11 protein-coding genes and 6 pseudogenes are annotated in these 17,170 nt (G+C 65.3%); 12 read left to right on the top strand and 5 right to left on the bottom strand.

Features of this window, described 5'->3' with window-relative positions; translation table 11 throughout:
• The 3 genes and pseudogenes from AB0K15_RS47030 to AB0K15_RS47040 form a co-directional block, all read left to right on the top strand.
• Nucleotides 1–312, top strand: a pseudogene (locus AB0K15_RS47030) (HSP18 transcriptional regulator); the annotation flags it as partial.
• A 144-nt stretch (nt 313–456) separates the two neighbouring features.
• Nucleotides 457–1,453, top strand: a pseudogene (locus AB0K15_RS47035) (IS481 family transposase).
• A 455-nt stretch (nt 1,454–1,908) separates the two neighbouring features.
• Nucleotides 1,909–2,097, top strand: coding sequence for a hypothetical protein (locus AB0K15_RS47040; protein WP_364067560.1), 189 nt, complete (start codon nt 1,909–1,911; stop codon nt 2,095–2,097).
• A 764-nt stretch (nt 2,098–2,861) separates the two neighbouring features.
• Here AB0K15_RS47040 and AB0K15_RS47045 read toward each other — a convergent pair.
• The 3 genes and pseudogenes from AB0K15_RS47045 to AB0K15_RS47055 all read right to left on the bottom strand — a co-directional run bounded on the left by AB0K15_RS47045 (nt 2,862) and on the right by AB0K15_RS47055 (nt 5,104).
• The gene (locus AB0K15_RS47045) at nt 2,862–3,119 is read right to left on the bottom strand and encodes a NaeI family type II restriction endonuclease (RefSeq protein ID WP_364067579.1); all 258 of its coding nucleotides are present in this window, start codon (nt 3,117–3,119) and stop codon (nt 2,862–2,864) included.
• Nucleotides 3,120–3,128: 9 nt separating this feature from the next.
• A pseudogene (locus AB0K15_RS47050) lies at nt 3,129–3,616 on the bottom strand (transposase family protein); the annotation flags it as partial.
• Nucleotides 3,617–3,715: 99 nt separating this feature from the next.
• Entirely contained in the window at nt 3,716–5,104 is a 1,389-nt protein-coding gene (locus tag AB0K15_RS47055) for a M1 family metallopeptidase (RefSeq protein WP_364067562.1), read from the bottom strand.
• A 392-nt stretch (nt 5,105–5,496) separates the two neighbouring features.
• On the opposite strand from AB0K15_RS47055, the gene AB0K15_RS47060 reads away from it, so the two are divergent.
• The 8 genes and pseudogenes from AB0K15_RS47060 (at nt 5,497) to AB0K15_RS47095 (ending at nt 13,032) form a co-directional block, all read left to right on the top strand.
• Nucleotides 5,497–6,567 (top strand): polymorphic toxin-type HINT domain-containing protein, encoded by a 1,071-nt coding sequence (locus AB0K15_RS47060; protein WP_364067564.1) that lies wholly within the window; start codon nt 5,497–5,499, stop codon nt 6,565–6,567.
• Nucleotides 6,568–6,655: 88 nt separating this feature from the next.
• Nucleotides 6,656–7,426, top strand: a complete 771-nt coding sequence (locus AB0K15_RS47065) for a barstar family protein (RefSeq protein WP_364067566.1) — start codon at nt 6,656–6,658, stop codon at nt 7,424–7,426.
• Between the two features lie 431 nt (nt 7,427–7,857).
• Nucleotides 7,858–8,556: a hypothetical protein gene (locus AB0K15_RS47070; RefSeq protein WP_364067569.1), complete on the top strand. Its 699-nt coding sequence runs from the start codon at nt 7,858–7,860 to the stop codon at nt 8,554–8,556.
• 26 nt (nt 8,557–8,582) lie between these two features.
• Nucleotides 8,583–8,975 carry a tyrosine-type recombinase/integrase gene (locus AB0K15_RS47075; RefSeq protein ID WP_364067571.1) on the top strand — a complete coding sequence of 131 codons (393 nt, stop codon included), beginning with the start codon at nt 8,583–8,585 and terminating at the stop codon, nt 8,973–8,975.
• A complete protein-coding gene (locus AB0K15_RS47080) occupies nt 8,972–9,304 on the top strand; it encodes a helix-turn-helix transcriptional regulator (protein ID WP_364067573.1) in 333 nt (110 codons plus the stop codon). Before AB0K15_RS47075 ends, AB0K15_RS47080 begins: the two co-directional genes overlap by 4 nt.
• A complete protein-coding gene (locus AB0K15_RS47085; protein ID WP_364067575.1) occupies nt 9,301–10,740 on the top strand; it encodes a hypothetical protein in 1,440 nt (479 codons plus the stop codon). The genes AB0K15_RS47080 and AB0K15_RS47085 overlap by 4 nt, the downstream gene beginning before the upstream one ends.
• 277 nt (nt 10,741–11,017) lie before the next feature.
• Nucleotides 11,018–11,965 (top strand): S41 family peptidase, encoded by a 948-nt coding sequence (locus AB0K15_RS47090; protein ID WP_364067577.1) that lies wholly within the window; start codon nt 11,018–11,020, stop codon nt 11,963–11,965.
• 227 nt (nt 11,966–12,192) lie between these two features.
• Nucleotides 12,193–13,032 (top strand): annotated as a pseudogene (locus tag AB0K15_RS47095) (IS5 family transposase).
• A gap of 230 nt (nt 13,033–13,262) precedes the next feature.
• Here AB0K15_RS47095 and AB0K15_RS47100 read toward each other — a convergent pair.
• Both AB0K15_RS47100 and AB0K15_RS47105 read right to left on the bottom strand, forming a co-directional pair.
• A complete protein-coding gene (locus AB0K15_RS47100; protein ID WP_364067581.1) occupies nt 13,263–13,982 on the bottom strand; it encodes a cold shock domain-containing protein in 720 nt (239 codons plus the stop codon).
• A 30-nt stretch (nt 13,983–14,012) separates the two neighbouring features.
• Nucleotides 14,013–14,210 (bottom strand): annotated as a pseudogene (locus AB0K15_RS47105) (cold shock domain-containing protein); the annotation flags it as partial.
• A gap of 1,336 nt (nt 14,211–15,546) precedes the next feature.
• Here AB0K15_RS47105 and AB0K15_RS47110 point away from each other — a divergent pair.
• Nucleotides 15,547–16,352 (top strand): annotated as a pseudogene (locus tag AB0K15_RS47110) (IS5 family transposase).
• The last annotated feature ends 818 nt before the right edge of the window (nt 16,353–17,170 follow it).

Genomic DNA, 17,170 nt, shown 5'->3' on the forward strand with positions numbered 1-17,170 from the left:
CGGGACCGCCGGGCCGGCGACCGCGCCGTGTCGGACTGGGCGCGACGCAACGCCGCGGTGCTGCGCCAGCTCGCCGCACACGTCACCGCGGCCGAGGGCATGTCCGCAGCGGGCCGGCGCGCCGCGGCCGGGGTGGCGAAGGCTCTGGCTGCCGACGACGCGTCCGCGCTGCTGGAACCACTCGCATCGGCCCGGCGCCATCTCCTGGCCGGGCACGCCGAGCTCGCCGGGCGCGTCAGCGACGTCGGCGCCGAGACCGGCCGCGTGCGCGACGAGGCGATCTCCGACCGGCACCGCCGGACCACCGGCTGAGCGGCGACCAGAGCGGGGAACCCGGCTAGCTGTTGCGGGGCATGACGTTGGTGACGCGGGCGAGGGCCGGAGACGAAGGACGGGTCTTTCAGCGGCAGGATGAGAAGTGCGACCAACACATCCGCCAAGCAGAAAGACCCGTCCATGCACCACCGTAATGCCCCGCTGTCGCTCGAGGGCCGCCGCCGACTCGTCGCGCGCTGCCAGACCCGCCCGATCGCCCACGTCGCCGCCGAGATGGGCATCTCCCGCCATGCGCATCCAAGTGGGTCAACCGCTACCGCCGTCACGGCGAAGCCGGCCTGCTCGACCACCCCAGCGTTCCGCACCACCAGCCCACCGCCACCCCCGCGAGGGTCGTGGCCAGGATCGAACGGCTGCGCCGGCAGCGGAAGTACTCCGCTCGCCGACCACCGAACTGGCCGCTGAAGGCATCACGATCTCGGTCCGCACCATTGGCCGGCACCTGCTGCAGCTGGGCCTGAACCGGCGCCGGTTCCTCGACCCCACCGGCGCCAGCAACCGCCAGCCGAGGCGGATCCTCGCCCGCTGGCCCGGGCACATGGTCCACCTGGACGTGAAGAAGACCGGTCAGATCCCCGATGGCGGCGGCTGGCGCGTCCACGGCAAAGGCAGCGACCAAGACCGGCACGTCACCCGGGGCACAGCCCGAGGCCAACGGGCCCGCTACACCTATCTGCACTCCGCCGTCGACGGCCACTCCCGCCTGGCCTACACCGAAGCCCTGCCTGATGAGAAAGCCCGGACCGCGATCGGGTTCGTCCACCGCGCCCGGGCATTCTTCGCCCGCCACTGCATCACCCACATCCACCGCCTCGTCACCGACAACGGCGCCTGCTACCGCGCGAACGACTTCGCCACCGTCCTACGCGGCGCCCGCCACCAACGGATCACGCCCTACACCCCACGCCACAACGGGAAAATCGAACGCTACAACCGCATCCTGGCCGAAGAATTCCTCTACGCCCACGCCTGGACCAGTGAAGCCCACCGCACCACGGCCCTAGCCGTCTGGAACATCCACTACAACTACCATCGACCCCACACCGCCGCCGGAAACCAGCCCCCAGTCACCAGACTCCGCACCGGCGTCACCAACATCTTGGCCTCATACAGCTAGCTGAGCCAGGCACCCCTGCCTTCCGGGGCAAGGCGCTGCAGCAAGCGAGCAAGGGGCTTGAATATCTGGAGCAGGACCATTCCTGCATTCAGCAGATCCCGGGCTTGAGGAACCTTGTAAATGCGCTTGGACAATAAGTCCAGTTGTCGCCTGCGGTCCGCCCTTGTCGAACAGTCGGGGGCGGACCGGTTACGTTTGAGAGGGAAACGTGAATCGAATTCAAGGCATACAATTCTTTGAAAGTGGAAAATTTGGTAACTTCAACGTCGGTATGAGTCTATCTGAAGTCCTGGAATTAATAGGAGACCCTGACCCGACGACGGGCTCTTCCGGCTATATACGCCTACGGTGATCTCCAGTTGGGAATTTCGACACGAAAAATTATTTGGTATATTGCCCCTGATTCTTCCGGGTCGGATATGGTTATTCCTGGTCTGCGCGGAGTGAGGAGTGCGGTGCAGAATTTCACGCTGTCGGAATTTGCGAACGTGGCTGAATCTAGTGGGCGGATGGCGGTGAAATCTGAACCGTTCGTCTCTGATGAGTATTGGTGGAATCTCTCCGGGTCAGGAGTATTTGTCGAGTTTGACGAGGAGGGACTTATGACTGCAGCTCAATACTCGGATCGGGCGCTTGCAGGCTAGGTGACATTGCGCGCACAGTGCTGCGAGCCTTCTACACGCAGGAAGCGTCATCACTCGGCGGTGGGTGAGTCAGCCCTGGGACTACGAGGGGAGCAGCCGATTCAGATATCGAGCTGGAAGTCTGTCAGCGCAACGAGCAGGATCACAGTGTCGGCCACGAGGGGATAACCCGTGCGCATGACCTTGCCCATCCCGATGGGTCAAGCTGACGGCGCCTGCGGTCTCGACCTGACCCTCGATTAGCGATCGCCCGGCACCCGCCGACGGGCCTGGCTCCGCTTGGGTCGAATTGGCCAGGCAAGCTGCTCAGGCTGCGATGTAGCAATCACCCGCACTGCGACAATGCAATCAGCCGTCGGCGACATCGAGAGTCGGGGTGCTGAGAGGAGTGCGCACATCATGTGCGCGTCAGTTACTCTGGTGACATGATCTCTCGAAACTTGGGAGATCTCCCATGCGGAGGGGTTCAAGTCCCCCTCGGGCACACAGTCAGGTCTCTGACCAGCGAGTTTATATCGAGGGCTCTCATAGTCTTCGACGAAACGCCTGGTCAGTTTCGTGGGGGTTCAAGACCCTCACGGATGAGCACGCTGATGAGATCGCTGGCTTGGTTTCGACGGTCGATTCGAGACGGCTGGGCAGGGTGCGGCATCGAGTTAGGCTACCTTTTGTCGACGTTTGTCTAGTCAGCTCGTGATCGCAATCGGAAGAGACGACCGTCTGTCCGTGCCCGCAGCGCTGCAGGTGGTCCGGTGATCGACCGCCTACTCGGCGGCCTTGCCTTGCCGCGGGAGCTCGGGTGCGGTCGCTGAATGTTCGTTGGTTGGCGCTCGGCGCCAAGTCCTGCTCTGCACCTGGATCGTGGATTCTGGTTCGCTGGGCTCGGCCGGCACCAAGGCCGTACTTACGAACCTGCCCATCGTCGGCCGAGGCAGCTCGAGGGATTGTGCAAGTTCAGGATGCCGGGCTCGTAGGACCTCGCGTCGTGATTGTGATCCCAGCAACAGTATGAGCGTTCCCAATCGACGTCGGTCGGGGTAGGCGGTGCCGTCGTTGCGGCTGCCCGGTTGCGGATTGCCGGTGGCGATCACCAATCTGGTCTCGGCTTCGATGGCGACCTGCACGGTGGTGGGGTAGCGGTAGTTCTTCGACGGGGTGGTCAGCCGGTGATCGCGGGTCGGGGCCAGAGTGCGGTCGACGATCGCGACCGCATCGATCCGGCGTGTGCGGACCGGGGCCAGCGCGAGCAGTGGGCCGATTGTGTCGCTTCCTCGGTGCACTCCGGAGTGCGATGCCCCGAACAGCGGGCCGATCTGGCGCATGGTCAGGTTCGTCCGCCAATAGGTCGTGACCAGCAGAATTCGGTCTGCCAGGGGCAATGCCCACGGCTGGCCCGTCCGTCCGCGATCTCGTTTCCGCCCCGCTTGGCGACCAGCCGTATCGGCTTGCGAAACTGACCATGTTCCAGCCCGGTGAACGGGGCAATCCACTCCGGCCGCGACGCTGTGATCACCTGCACCACACCGACAGGATCAACTACCGGCCCAGCCAGCCCGAGACCGGGTTACGAGACATCCCTTAGGAGAGCATGACGCGGTCGGTGCAGTCCCTGACGTGGTCAGAGTGCCGGCTTGCCCGCTTGGTAGAGCCAGGCGTGGAAGAACGAGTCGAGGTTGCGGTGGGTCAGTCGCTCGACGAACTGGATGAATTGCCGCGTCGAGACGTTGCCGTATCGGTGAGCGGTCGGCCACTGCGTGAGCACTTCGAAGAAGGCGCGGTCGCCGATCTTCATGCGCAGCGCCTGCAGTGCCATCGCGCCGCGGTTGTAGACCAGGTCGTCGAAGATGTGATCACGTCCGGGGTCGGCGACTTCGCCGCTCCAGTCCTTCTCGTCGGCGTAGGCCTTCGCGAAGGTCTGTTGCACGGGGACGTTGTTGAATTTCTCCTGGTAGAGCCACTCGGAGTAGGTCGCGAAGCCTTCGTTGAGCCAGATGTCCGACCAGTGCGCGGGAGTGAGGCTGTCGCCGAACCACTGGTGGCCGAGTTCGTGGGCGAGCAGGTCGCCGTCGACATCGCTGGTGCTCTGGTCGTAGACCGGCCGGCTCTGCGTCTCGAGGGCGTAGTCGACGCCGACGTCGGCGAGGATGCCGCCGGTCGAGTCGAACGGGTACCGCCCGTACATCGAGGATTCCCATTGGATGACCTGCGCCGTGGTCTGATTGAACACCTTGCCCTGACCGGGCTTGGTGTCGATCGACTTGCCGATCGCGGTGATGTTCGGCAGGCCGCCGGCCGCCACGCCGCGGGTGACGTCGTAGTTGCCGATCGCGAGCATGCTCAGCTCGCTGGCCATCGGCCGGTTCATGGTCCAGCGGAAGGTGGTCTGGTGATCGTGCGTGGTGGTGGGCCCGGGTTCGCCGTTGGCCAGCACCGTGAGTCCGGTGGGGACGGTGATGGTCTGGGTGTAGGTCGCTTTGTCGTCGGTGGTGTCGTTCACCGGGTAGTAGGTCGCCGCACCGATCGGCTGGTTGAGCGCGACCGCGCCGTCCTTGGTGGCGACCCAGCCGGATACGCCCAGCGCGGGGTCGTCGATCTTCTGCGGGACGCCGGCGTAGCTCACCGAGACGACGAACGAGCTGCCCTTCCGTAGACCGTGCGGCGGGGTGATCACCAACTCTTGGGCACCGCTGCGGCTGTAGGTGGTGTTTCGGCCGTCCACCGAGAGCCTGCTGATCTTCAGCGGTCCCTGAAAGTCCAGGTCGAAGCGGGAGAGATCCTGTGTGGCCGTGGCGAGGATCGTCGTGGTCGCGTTGATTGCTTTGGTTTCGGGGTTGAACGCCAGCCGGATGTCGTAGTGACTGACGTCGTAGCCGCCGTTGCCCATGTCGGGGAAATACGGATCCCCGGCGCCTGGAGCACCAGGGGAGTACAGCGGTTCTCGTGCCGGCGCCGCATCCGCTGCCGGGCTTGTCGCGGCCAGCAGACCGGCGGCCAGTGCGCCGGACATGATCAACAAGTGGCCACGGCCACGGTGGGCGCCTCGCATTGGTTTGGTCCTCCTCGGCAGTCGTCGACGCTGAAGAGTAGGACCGATCCGACACGCGGATCAAGTCTGTTGCGGCGACTTCGAACGTTCGGTTCGGGCGGTTCCCGGTCCGGTCGTGCTGCTGAGGCAAGGACGGTGTCCACTGGGTCGTCGAAGGCCAGTCGGACCGGAGGAAGCGCTCGACACCGATGGGCTCGAGGACCAGTGCGCAGCCGAAGAGTGGTCCCGGTTCGTCCGCGACAAAGTCAAGTTCGGGACCTGGCGATACACGTTCGTCACTGAGACCCATCTCAAGTCAGCCACGAGCCGGAAGAACTGTTGGTCCGTACCAAAGCCATCCTCCAGCTTCAAACTTGCCGGCCGGGTCCATACCCGGAGCGACTCGCGGAGCCCACCAACGAAGGCAAGCGAACGCTGCGGCGGCTGCGATCACAACTGGCGCAGCCGCTGCGAACCAGGCCGAGTACGAGGAGGCGAAGAAGGCCGCCGCGGACAAGCGCAGCTGGGTCGACATCGCCATGCAGGTCGGGGGCGACATCCTGCAGGAGATCATCGGTGTGAAGGGCATCGTCGACAACTGCATCAAGGACTTCAATCTGGCTGCCTGCGGCTGGGAGGTGCTGACGGCGCTGCCTTGGGGCAAGATCCTCAAGGGCGGGAAGATCGTCGAGAAGATCGTCACGGCGTTCAAGGACACGCTGTGGTGGATCCGGCGCCGGGACAAGGCGATGGCGGACTTGCGAGCGGTTGAGGCCGCGGAGCAGCGACTGTCCAGCGTGAGCGGGTGCAACAGCTTCGCACCAGGTACGTTGGTGCTGATGGCCGACGGCCATCGCCGTCCAGTCGAGGACGTGCGATTGGGTGGTCGGGTGCTGGACACTGACGTGGAGACCGGGCGCAGTATGTCGCGCGAGGTCGTCGCGACGATCGCAGGTCAAGGCTGGAAGCACCTGGTGGAAATCACGGTGGCCGGCCAGTCGCCGATTATCGCGACCGATGGTCATCCGTTCTGGGAGCCTGACCGCCGACGGTGGGTTCAAGCAGCAGACCTCAACGCCGGTAACCGGCTCCGCAATGACGATGGCACAACAGTCGAGGTAACCAACAGCCGTCATTGGGATGCCCCGGCGCGCGTGCTTAACTTGACGGTCGAAACTGATCACACGTACTACGTCGTGGCGGGCGATCGTCCGGTGCTCGTCCACGACGCCGGCTGCCTCAACGAGAAGCTGGCGGATCCCTTGCCCAACGGGATGAACAACAAGATCGCCTCGGCCTACGATGACGAGAAGGCGGGCAACATCGCATCACATGATACCTACAGGGACGGGAGAACCCTTGGTGGGCGGGAGCCAAGGAGTGTCGGGTTCCTGGCAGGCCTGACAACGAAAGAATCTCGGAGAAGGAGTTTCCCAACGGTGTAAAGGTGTACGGCTGGTCGATACTTCACTACGAGGAAATTAAGCGCTTTGGCATCCACGTTTCCCCGATTCTGGATGAAAATGATCATTTATGACTAATATTGGCGATATCAAAGAAGTACTATGTGAAAGGGGACTGTTGTACCGGCTGATTGGCGATCGACAGGAAAAGTTGCTCGCAGAAGCCGAAGACGTAAAGGGATTCTTTGTTTCATCGAACGAAGGCCATGGTGAAGTTTCGTTTCTGAATGCTCAAGTGAGCGGCGATGCACCACGAACGAACGACGACACGATTCTCCTTATCGTGAATAATCGACGAGAAACGATTGGTGAGTATTTCGTTGGTCGAGTGGTCTTTGGTAGTGGAGAAGCAGCGTCTTGGCGCGGAAATCAATCCGCACTCGAATTTCGGTTCTTCGGTAATCGCTGCGAGTCTCCTGACGCTGGTGCAATCTGGCGACGCTGGGCGTCTGGGGTCCCCGTTCGTGAAGGAGAATGGCTCAACCTGTCGACGAGTGAGCAGGATTCGTGGCTGCACGTCGTGCAGAACTCGTGGTTCACAACCGGGCATCGGGCTGCTCGCTACGGAGGTGACGATGTTGTGCGCCTCGACGGGGCTCGCATTTCAACGAAGACCGGTTTCTATTGTGCCCTAGGTGAGGCAGTAAACGGTCCTGGTGGCTATTTCGGATCGAACTTGGACGCCCTTGCCGATTGTGTGCGTCCCAATCCTGGGTCCAAATCGCTGATCGGGCTTCAATGGGGCGACTTCGCTTCGTCTAGGGAGGCGTTGGGGTTGGAATTCATTGATGCCATAATGGAGGTTATGCGTGAATTTGACGTAATGGTTACTCTCCTTTAGTGAACTTACTTCTTAATTGGTAGCTTCGTTGCCCGCGTTGTGCAAACGCCCCATGGTCTATTGGTGTAAAGGGCGGCTGTGGACCGTCGGCTGCTCCAGGGTCTTGGAGCGGGGGCATTGGGATCGCAGGACATGATTCGCGGCCGGTTGGTTTAGTCATCATGCCCGGTAAACCCTATGTTGCACTCCGCGTGGCGTATTTCATCCGATGCGATTACAGGGTGGTTTGCACCTTCCAACGACCGTGTGTTGCTTGACCTGCGCACGCTGCGGATGCGCGTTGTAGCGAACCACGCTGTGGCGCCGACGCGCCACAGATGCCGCGTCCTGAGCCGTCACCACTTCGAGTGGATGAGCTGCGGCGATGCGGCCGAACTCGCAATGGATGCGAGATTCTCGCATCTGTTGGGGCCTCGAAGAGGAGGTTTTGGGTGGACCAGACGCGAGTTGCGGCGGGGTCGGCGCGGCTTCATGTGGTCGACGGCGTCGCGCTGTTGATGCCGGACCGGCAAGTGTTCGAAGCGATGCTCGACGGCTGGGCGAACCAACAGGCCGCGCGAAATCTCGGGTTCGTGACCATCCAGGGGCGGGCGAATGTCGTGAGTGCGTTCGCTGCTTTCACCAACGCCTTCCCGTGGCAGTGGAGCGCTCAGCTGGTCGACGAGTGGCTTGCTGACCTTCGCTCGGTGAAGCACCTACGGAAGTCGACGCTGGGGAACTACCAGACCGCCGTCCGGCGTTTCTGCGACTTCGTGACCGACCCGAACTACGGCTGGGTCACCGAATGTGAGCGACGGTTTGGCACACACCCTGTGCAGGTCGTACACGAGTGGAACACCGCCGTGCACGTTCAGCAGGCCGAGGGTGACCCGCGCAAGCGCGCGCTGTCGGTGGACGAGTTGCAGGCGTTCTTCGACGCCGCTGACGACCGCGTCGCGCGCATTCGGGGGTGTGGCCGCAAGGGCTGGTTGCCGGCGTTCCGCGATGCGGTGATGTTCAAAACCGCCTACGCCTTCGGGCTGCGGCGCCCCGAGACGCGGATGCTCGACCTGGCCGACTTCGGCCGGAACCCGCACGTATCCGAGTTCGGTTTGCGCGGCGTTTGCCATGTCCGTTCGGAAAGGCGATGAAGGGCTCGCCGCCGAAACTACGGTCGGTGCTGACCGTTTTCGAGTGGACTCCGGTTGTGCTGGCGGAGTGGACCGACGAGATCCGGCCGCTCCTGACGCACGACGGGAACGCCGCGCTGTGGCCGTCGGAGCGCGTCGACCGTGTGAGCCTGTCCCGGATGGACTCGCAGTTCGTCGCGATCCGCGACAGCCTCGGCCTGGACAAGAACCTGGACTTCCACTCGCTGCGCCGCTCCTACGTCACCCACTTGATCGAAAACGGTTGGGATCCGCTGTTCGTTCAGCAGCAGGCCGGCCACGAACACGCCTCGACCACCGCGATCTACACGTGCGTGTCGTCGGATTTCCGCACTCGTGTACTTCGCCAAGCGCTTGGCCGCACGATGAAGTCAGCTCTCGCTGAGGGAGGAAACCGGTGAGGCGGCAGGTCGGATACAGCTGGAAACTGCGCGAGCTGATGGCGGCCCGCGGCCTCCGCACCACTACTCAGCTGGGCCCGCTGCTGGCTGAACGAGGCATCGACCTGTCCGCCTCTCAAGTGCACCGGCTGGTCACCGGCACACCGGAACGGCTCTCACTGCAGGTCCTCGCCGCGCTGTGCGACATCCTCGACACCACACCGAACGAGCTGATCCCGCTCACCGCCGCGAACGCCGAACAACGCCGCATGGCCGGACCAGGGTCGTCGGCGGTGCCGGGCGATGGCGGCCCGCGGCCGACACGCGTTCAGCTTCGCCCGGCGCCGTGAGCGCCATTTCCGGCACGGGCACGTGCCCGCGTTGCCGACGTGCCCAAGCACATCCCGGCACGATCCTCGAAGCGCCCGTGTGCACAAACTGCTTCCACAAAGCCGCCCGCACCTACGGCACCTGTCCTGGATGCGGCGCCGATCGGCTTCTCCCCGGCCTGCTCGGCGACCAACCGGCCTGCCGAGACTGTGCCGGCATCGTCCGCACCTTCGAATGCAACCGATGCGGCGCCGAAGGCCGCCTTTACCGACGAAAAGTCTGCGTGCGATGCAGGCTCGACGACCTCGCGCGAGAGCGGCTCGAAGACGAGACCGGCGCCGTCCGGCCTGAGCTCGAAGCACTGGTTCCGGTGCTGGCACGGCACTACACTGGCACGCCCCAAGCACGCTGGCTGTGGCTCCGTAAGCCCCACGTTCGAGCCCTGCTCGCCGCGCTCGCCGCCGGTGACCTCGGCCTGAGCCACTCCGCGCTCGACCGCCTCCCGAACCAGAAACAGGTCGCGCACCTTCGGACCATGCTCGTCGTGGCCGGCTGCCTGCCCGAGATCGATTCGGCTGTTCACAGCTTTGAGCGGTTCCTCGACCAGCGCCTGGCCGAGCTCACCGACCACCCTCACGAGCGGCTCCTCCGGCAATTCGGCGCCTGGCACCACCTCGCGAAGATGCGCAGGAAGGCACAGACCCAGACGTTGACCCCGCCCGCACGCAACTACGCCCGCTGGGAATTCGAGCGCGCCGTCAGCTTCTGCACCTGGCTGGAAGAGCGCGACCTGACACTGCGCGAGCTTTCCCAGGGCGCGCTCGACAGCCGCTACGGGCCCCTCAGTGCAGCCGGCAAGCAGCAGCTATGTGGGTTCCTCAACTGGGCGGTCAAGACGCATCGGATGCCCAAACTGGCCTGGACCAGGCCGAAGTTTCGCGTCGGTGAAGCGCTCACCCCGCAGCAGAGACTCGACCTTCTGCGGGCCCTGCTCGAGGATGATGAAGCAGCGCTGGCGCACCGGATAGCCGGGTGCGTCCTGCTGCTGTTCGCTCAGCCCATCACCCGGATCTTGCGCCTTCGCGTCGACGACGTCCTCGATGAGGACGAACAGCTCTACCTCCGGCTCGGTGCCCCGCCCACACCGGTACCCAAGCCCTTCGCGGACCTGCTGCGGCGACTCGCCGTGCTGCGCATCGAGCAAAACGTCGACTGGCTGTTGGCAGGACGTTCAGCTGGCCAGCCGATGTCCTACGAGGGCCTGTGCCGGCACCTGCGAACCCTCGGCATTCCTGTTCGGCTGGCCAAAACGGCGGCCGTCCGCGAGCTGGTGCTCGAAGTCCCCGCGCCGGTCGTCGCCGCCGCGCTCGGCTTCCACCACACCACGACCACCCGCCAAGTGCGCAACGTCGGCGGCGGCTGGAGCAGGTACGCCGCCGCCCGCCAATGGCACTGACCAATTCACTGGTCGATCGCGCGATCGTGCACGACGTACCGAGCGTGCTGTTCCGCCTGGTGACCGAGCCCTTGTCTCGGGAGATCGTGCGACCGGGCGTGGTGTCGCTGATGAAGGACATCGCCTCAGCCCGCGAGGTCGCCGAGCAATGGTCGACGGAAATGGTGTTGACCAGCGCTTTTGCAACGCGGTGGTCAGGAGAAGTGAAATCCCTGTGCGCGAGCGGTGCTGCTGGCAGGATGGGGGTTCTGGGGGCGGGCGAATGCGTCGGTGGTCCGTGCTCGTCGTTGTGCTGTTTGTGGCCGGTGCCGGGCTGGTCGCGGCGGCGCCGGTACCGGTGTGGTCGACGCCGCAGAGGTATCTCATGGGGGCGCTGAACCTGCTGCGGCTGCATTCGATGGACCGGGACCGGGTGGACTGGCCGCGAGCGGAGGCGGAGGCCTTGCGCCGGGCGGCGGATGTCAGGACGCCGGCAGGGACGTATTCGATGATTCGGCAGGTGATCGCCGAGCTCGGGAACCCGCACACGAGGCTGGTTGGTCCGGCGAGTGCGCGGGCGCCGTTGCCGGCGTCGATCGACGTGCCGCGGAGTTACGCGTCGCATGGCGTGGCCGTGGTGAGAGTGCCCGGATTAGTCGCCGATCCGGCGGGGGAGCGACGGTATGTCGCGGCGGGAGTGGCCGCGCTGCAGGCGGTCGAGGGGCAGGCGAGGTGCGGCTGGGTCGTTGACCTGCGCGACGACACCGGCGGCAACATGTGGCCGATGCTCACCGTGTTGGCGCCGCTGCTCGGTGACGGCGTGGCCGGCTCGTTCACCGGTCCCGGGGTCGCGCCGATGACGTGGTCGGTGCGCGACGGCCGGGCGCTGCTTGGCGGGTCAGCCCTCGCCGCGGAGACCAACCCGGTGCAGCTGACCCGGCCTCGACCGCCGATCGCCGTGCTCACCTCGAAGCTCACCGTGAGCTCAGGTGAAGCGACGCTCGTGGCGTTCCGGGGCATGCCGGGCGTGGAAACGTTCGGCGCGCCGACCGGGGGTGCTGCCAGCGGCAATGAGGTCGTCAAGCTGAGCGACGGCGCGGAGCTGCTCATCACGAGCCTCGTCGACGTCGATCGCACCGGACGGGTCTATGGAAACGTGCCGATCGAGCCGGACCGTCCGGTGCCTCCCGCCGACGCCGAGGCCGTTGCCGCGCAATGGGTGCGTGCGCAGGGTCGCTGCGACTAGTCAGCAGCCACAGTAAACCGAGGTCAGAGATACTGCGCCGGCTGCAAAACAATGCCCGGATGTAGAGCAAGGCCCTCGCGGCTGCCGTCGGCATCGCGCCGTCCACACACAGGGGGCCGTGCGTTCGTCGAGGTGACCTTCCATCGGTGTTGCTTAGACCTGGTCTCAAAACTTAAGGGTGTGTCACTGCGTAACCTGCCGGTCCTGGTCGTCGATCGTGGGCAGTCGTGGCGAAGACGACGCAGCAGCGGCGGGTCGAAGACCGGCTCTGGGAGCTGATCGAACCCCTGATCCCGTCCCGACCAGCGCCGCGCGGTCCGGGTGGGCGGCCCCGGATCGATGACCGTGCCGCGCTAGAGGGGATCTTGTTCGTGCTCGACACCGGCTTCCGCTGGCGAGACCTACCCGAGCAGCTCGGATGCGGTTCCGGGCACACCGCGTGGCGGCGGTTACGTGAGTGGCAGGACGCCGGCGTGTGGGACCGGCTGCACCAGCTCGTGCTCGACGAGCTGTCCAACATCGACGAGCTCGACTGGACCAGAGGCTGCATCGACGCGGTGTCGGTGCGGTCGAAAAGGGGGGCGAGCTGACCGGCCGCAGCCCACTGACCGGGGTAAAGCCGGCTCCAAGTACCACGTTCTGTGCGACGCGAACGGGCTACCGCTGCACATCATGTTGTCGGCGGCTAACACCCACGACAGCATGCTGTTCGAGCCGCTGCTGGACACGAACCCGACCGTGCGCGGCCACCACGGCCGGGCGGGCCGGCCACGATGCCGACCGGACAAGCTGCACGCCGACAAGGGCTACGACTACCGCCGCTGCCGCCGCTACCTGACCGCCGCGGTATCAAGGTCCGTATCGCCCGGCGCGGGCTTGAGGGCAAGTCCCGCCTCGGCCGGGTCCGCTGGGTCGTCGAACGCACCATCTCCTGGCTGCTGCGGTTCAAACGCCTCGGGCTGCGCTACGACCGGACCGAACGCACCACGCTGGCGCTACTCACGCTGGCCTGCACCGTGATCAACGTCCGCCGGCTCATCAAGATCGAGCTCTGCGACCAGGTCTAACGCATCCATTCACTCGTGTGGGATACATCGGTAGCTCTGTGTCGTTGGGTGGGGGTGACTGGTGAGCTTCTGAGCGCGGAGCAGGTCCTCGGGTCGGCACGGGGCCCCCGTCACCACGAGGGAGATCGATCTCCTGGAGGAGGCTGCAGCCGCGTTGCTGACGGCACCATCGACGGGGATGAACGAGCACTCTCGTCGGCAAGTGATCAGCCATCGGTGGGGCCGCCTCTTCAGAGGCGTTCGATGCGGTCGGCCTGCGGGCCCCGGTCGCTCTGACGCACCGCGTACCGGACCCGGTCACCCTTCCGCAGCGGCTCCGACCCCATGATCACGGACGCGTGGGCGAAGAGATCGTCGCCGCCTGCGTCCGGGGTGATGAAGCCGAAGCCGCGGTCGTCGTCGTAGCGCGCGACGACGCCCTCGCCGCCTCGTACGGGCACGTCCCGCGCCGCCGGCCCTGCGGCCGCGGCAGGTGCCGACCGCTGCGGCGCCGTCTGGGGCTCGGCGCCCCGGACCAGGTGCACGTCGCGGGCCTGCGGGCCCTTGTCTCCACTAGCCACCTCGTAGGCGACGCGGTCGCCCTCCGCGAGCCACGTCAGCCCCTCGGCCAGGGCCCGGGCGTGAACGAAGACGTCCCCGGCGCCGGAGTCGGGGTTGATGAAGCCGAAGCCCTTGTCCTCGTCGTACCAGGCCACCGTGCCGTCGGCACCGTCCGCGATACCAGCCGCAGCGGGTGCGCCGGCCCCTGCTCCCAGCGGGATCACGTGCCCGGCCTGCGGGCCGCGCTCGCCTTCGACGATCAGGAAGGCCACCCGCTGCCCCTCGGTGACCACGCCGCCGGTCACGATGGCGGAGCTGTGCACGAAGATGTCGGCGCCGCCGCCGTCCGGCGACGCGAAGCCGTACCCCTTGCCCGGCTCGTACCAGTTGACGGTGCCGAGCAGGCCCACGGCGCTGCCGGTGGCCGCATCGGCGGTGACGCGAACGCGCAGCGCCTGGGGCCCGCGGTCGTTCTCGCCGACCTCGAACACGACGGCCTGACCCTCGCGGAGCACTTTCGCGCCGCCGTCCCCGACGATCTCGGAGGCGTGCACGAACACGTCCGGCGAGCCGTCCTCGGGCGCGAGGAAGCCGAAACCCCGTTCGGCGTCGAACCAACGGACGGTCCCTTGCGGCATCAAAGGCTCCAGGTCGAGAGGGCGGGCACTGGCCCCCAGTCTCTCTGACAGACCTCCGGTCCGTCGGGCCGGGCCCCACAAGCGGGCGGTGCGGAGCCAGGGGCGGGCCGTTGGTTCACCTAGCGACACGCCGAGTTTTGCGACCAGGTCTAAGCTCCGCAGCAACGGCCCCGGGCCGCGCAGCGGTCGTCTCCGCGGTACGTCGCGGCTAGGCAGGTGCACTGCCGCCCGTCGCCAGTGCTGAGCAGGTGCTATTCGCGGGATTCGGATATGGGAGCCTGCCAGTACCCGACCGCCTCGTGAACGACCTCGGTTCACGGCCCCACGCAGGGTCAAAGCGCGTCTTGCAGCGCGTTCCTTCTTACTGTTCGGTAGCGTCAGGTCGTTCTGCCCGGACGAGTTCACCCGTCGCTTGCCGGATGAACACCTCAGCTGTTTGACCGAACGACCATGCCAACGCCTCTTCGAGCGTGTCGGCATCGAACATGTCCAGAAATTCACCGTCGGGCTGCTCGGACCAAGCTGCGGTCCACGACCTACGCCTGCCTGGCGGCAGGACAATCACGCACCCAGCTACACGTGCCCGACGGTCAGGACCATCTGGTGGCATGCCGGCGCGTGCCGCACCGGGGCTCAGCGGTGTGTAGGCACCACCCCGTTGCTCTTCTCGGAAGAACCGCTGACGAGGTGCTTCGTGACTGTTCACCGCTGCATCCTTCCTTCCGTGGGCTGGTTAGGTGAATCTCGCCTGAATGCCGGTCTCGTCCGTGGTCGGCCTGGCACGATCTGGCGGGCCGGTTCTTGGGGAGCGTTGTGGTGTTGGCTGTGGTGTTACCGCAGTGCGCGGTTTACCTCGTCGGTGCTGGCTTCCAGCACGACGCGGTATGCCGTGACCACGCGCGGGTCCACCGATGACCAGGCGTCCAGCTCCTGGAGGGTGAGGGCACCGCGCACTTCCCACGCGACGGCAAGACGGTCGCTCCAGCGTCCCGGCAGCTGTGGAATACGCGTTGATCGAATACGCGACTCTGCCAGTAACCAGCTCAGGTCCCCGCGGTTACGGGGCATTGGTGCCGCTCTGATGCTGGCCGAGGGCGCGTCCGATTTGCGGGTCTCGTCAGGGTAGCGAAACAACTTCAGCGACGTTGTGTAGAGCGGCCTCGAAATCGTCGCCACGGTGTGGTGGTCGTCGTTGTCGTGGTCGCACTGGCGGCGCCGGTCTTCGGCATAAGCTAAACGTTACGGGGATCGCTTCCGGGCTAGTCGCGATGTTCGCTCTCTTAGAGCGTGTCTCACTTGGATCTTGGTTGACGCCCAGGCAAGATCGTGAATTGTGATGGACGAGTTGTCACGGCGGCTGGTGCCGGACGAGTTGTGGGCGCTGGTCGAACCGCTGATCCCGGCGGGAAAGACGCGCCCACAGGGCGGTGGAATGTCGCGAGTGGACGACCGGGCAGTGTTCACCGCGATCGTGTTCGTGCTGACCAGCGGGTGCGCCTGGTGACACCTGCCGCCCGGCTTCGGGGTCACGGTACCGACGGCGCATCGCCGGTTCAGCGAGTGGACCACCGCCGGACTGTGGCGCGAAGTGCACCGAGCAGTCCTGGACGAGCTGGGCAGCAAAGGCATGATCGACTGGTCCCGTGCAGTCCTCGACGCAGCGTCCGTCAGGGCCAAAAAAGGGGCGAACCGACCGGCCCGAACCCGGTCGACCGCGGCAAACCCGGCTCCAAGATCCACGCCCTGTCCGACCGGAACGGCCTGCCCCTGACCGTCGCGATCTCCGCGGCCAACACCCACGACAGCCACGCGCTCAAACCCCTGGTCAACGCCATCCCAGCCACCCGCTCCCACCGCGGACCGCGTCGCAGGAAACCGGCCAAGCTGCACGCCGACAAGGCCTACGACATCCCCGCCCTGCGCGACTGGCTCCGCCACCGCCGGATCATCCCGCGCATCACCCGCAAAGGCATCGAATCCACCGACGAACTCGGCAAACACCGCTGGGTCATCGAACGGGCCATCGCCTGGCTATTCGGCTACCGCCGACTCACCATCCGCTACGAACGCAAACCCAGCCACTGCCTCGCCTTCCTCACCCTCGGCGCCGCCATCACCTGCTACAAGAAACTCACCAAGTGAGACACGCTCTAAGGGCAAAGACTGAGTGACGTGGCCGAGCCGCCGAACAAAGTCGACCGGTCGCGGTGGAAAATCGACCAGGCGCCGCTGACCTCCTCCGCGCTTGGCAGCGGACCACGTGCACGCGCTACATTAGCCGAGTCCGAAGGTTGTGGTTAGCGTGCAAGATCTCGGACACTCAATTACCGCATGAGGCACGGGGTGACTTCAGGTCCAACTAGTGGGAACCTGCAGGTCAACCGGCGATTTGCAGGCGTGTAGATAGTGTGCAAGATCGTTCTCGGACACACGCACTAACCCTACGGGGTGGGCGGATGGTCACATTGACCATCCGCTTTTTGCGTCAAAGACCAGCTCCAGGCCGATCGTCTCGTACAGTTCCTGTAGTCGAGCAGGGCTTGCGCTCAGCACCTGTCGGCCCGCGTCTGCCAACGAGTCCACCAGCGCCTCGACGCTCCCGCGGGTGTGCGCGCCAGCTCCTCCTCTGCGATGTCGCGTTCTTCCTTCGCTCGGTTGAGTGGCTCGATCAGCGTCGTCGGATCCGCATCCGCCTCAACGGCTTGTGCCAGTCGCGTCAGCCGCGTCTTCGCCTGCGTGAGCCTGTTCTGGGCGTCGGCCTCACGTTGACGTCCCCCGCGACTCCCAGCATCGCCAGCACCGTCTGGTCGCGCTGATCTTCCGAGAACGCGTGGTTGATGTATGCGTTCAGCGGTTCTAAGAGTGCCTGGGGTGTGTCAAGGTTCTTGGACGGTCCTCGGTGGGTTGCCTCAGGCCGCGCTCGCGGTGAGGTGATCACGGTAGGCCTCGACCGGGGTGCG

It is taken from the genome of Amycolatopsis sp. NPDC049253 (genome assembly GCF_040678995.1).
GTDB lineage: Bacteria > Actinomycetota > Actinomycetes > Mycobacteriales > Pseudonocardiaceae > Amycolatopsis.

Coding starts and splice junctions, on each gene's coding strand:
- AB0K15_RS47055 (WP_364067562.1), bottom strand. CDS start 5,104: ATGTCCGGCGCACTGGCCGCCGGTCTGCTGGCCGCGACAAGCCCGGCA.
- AB0K15_RS47065 (WP_364067566.1), top strand. CDS start 6,656: ATGACTAATATTGGCGATATCAAAGAAGTACTATGTGAAAGGGGACTG.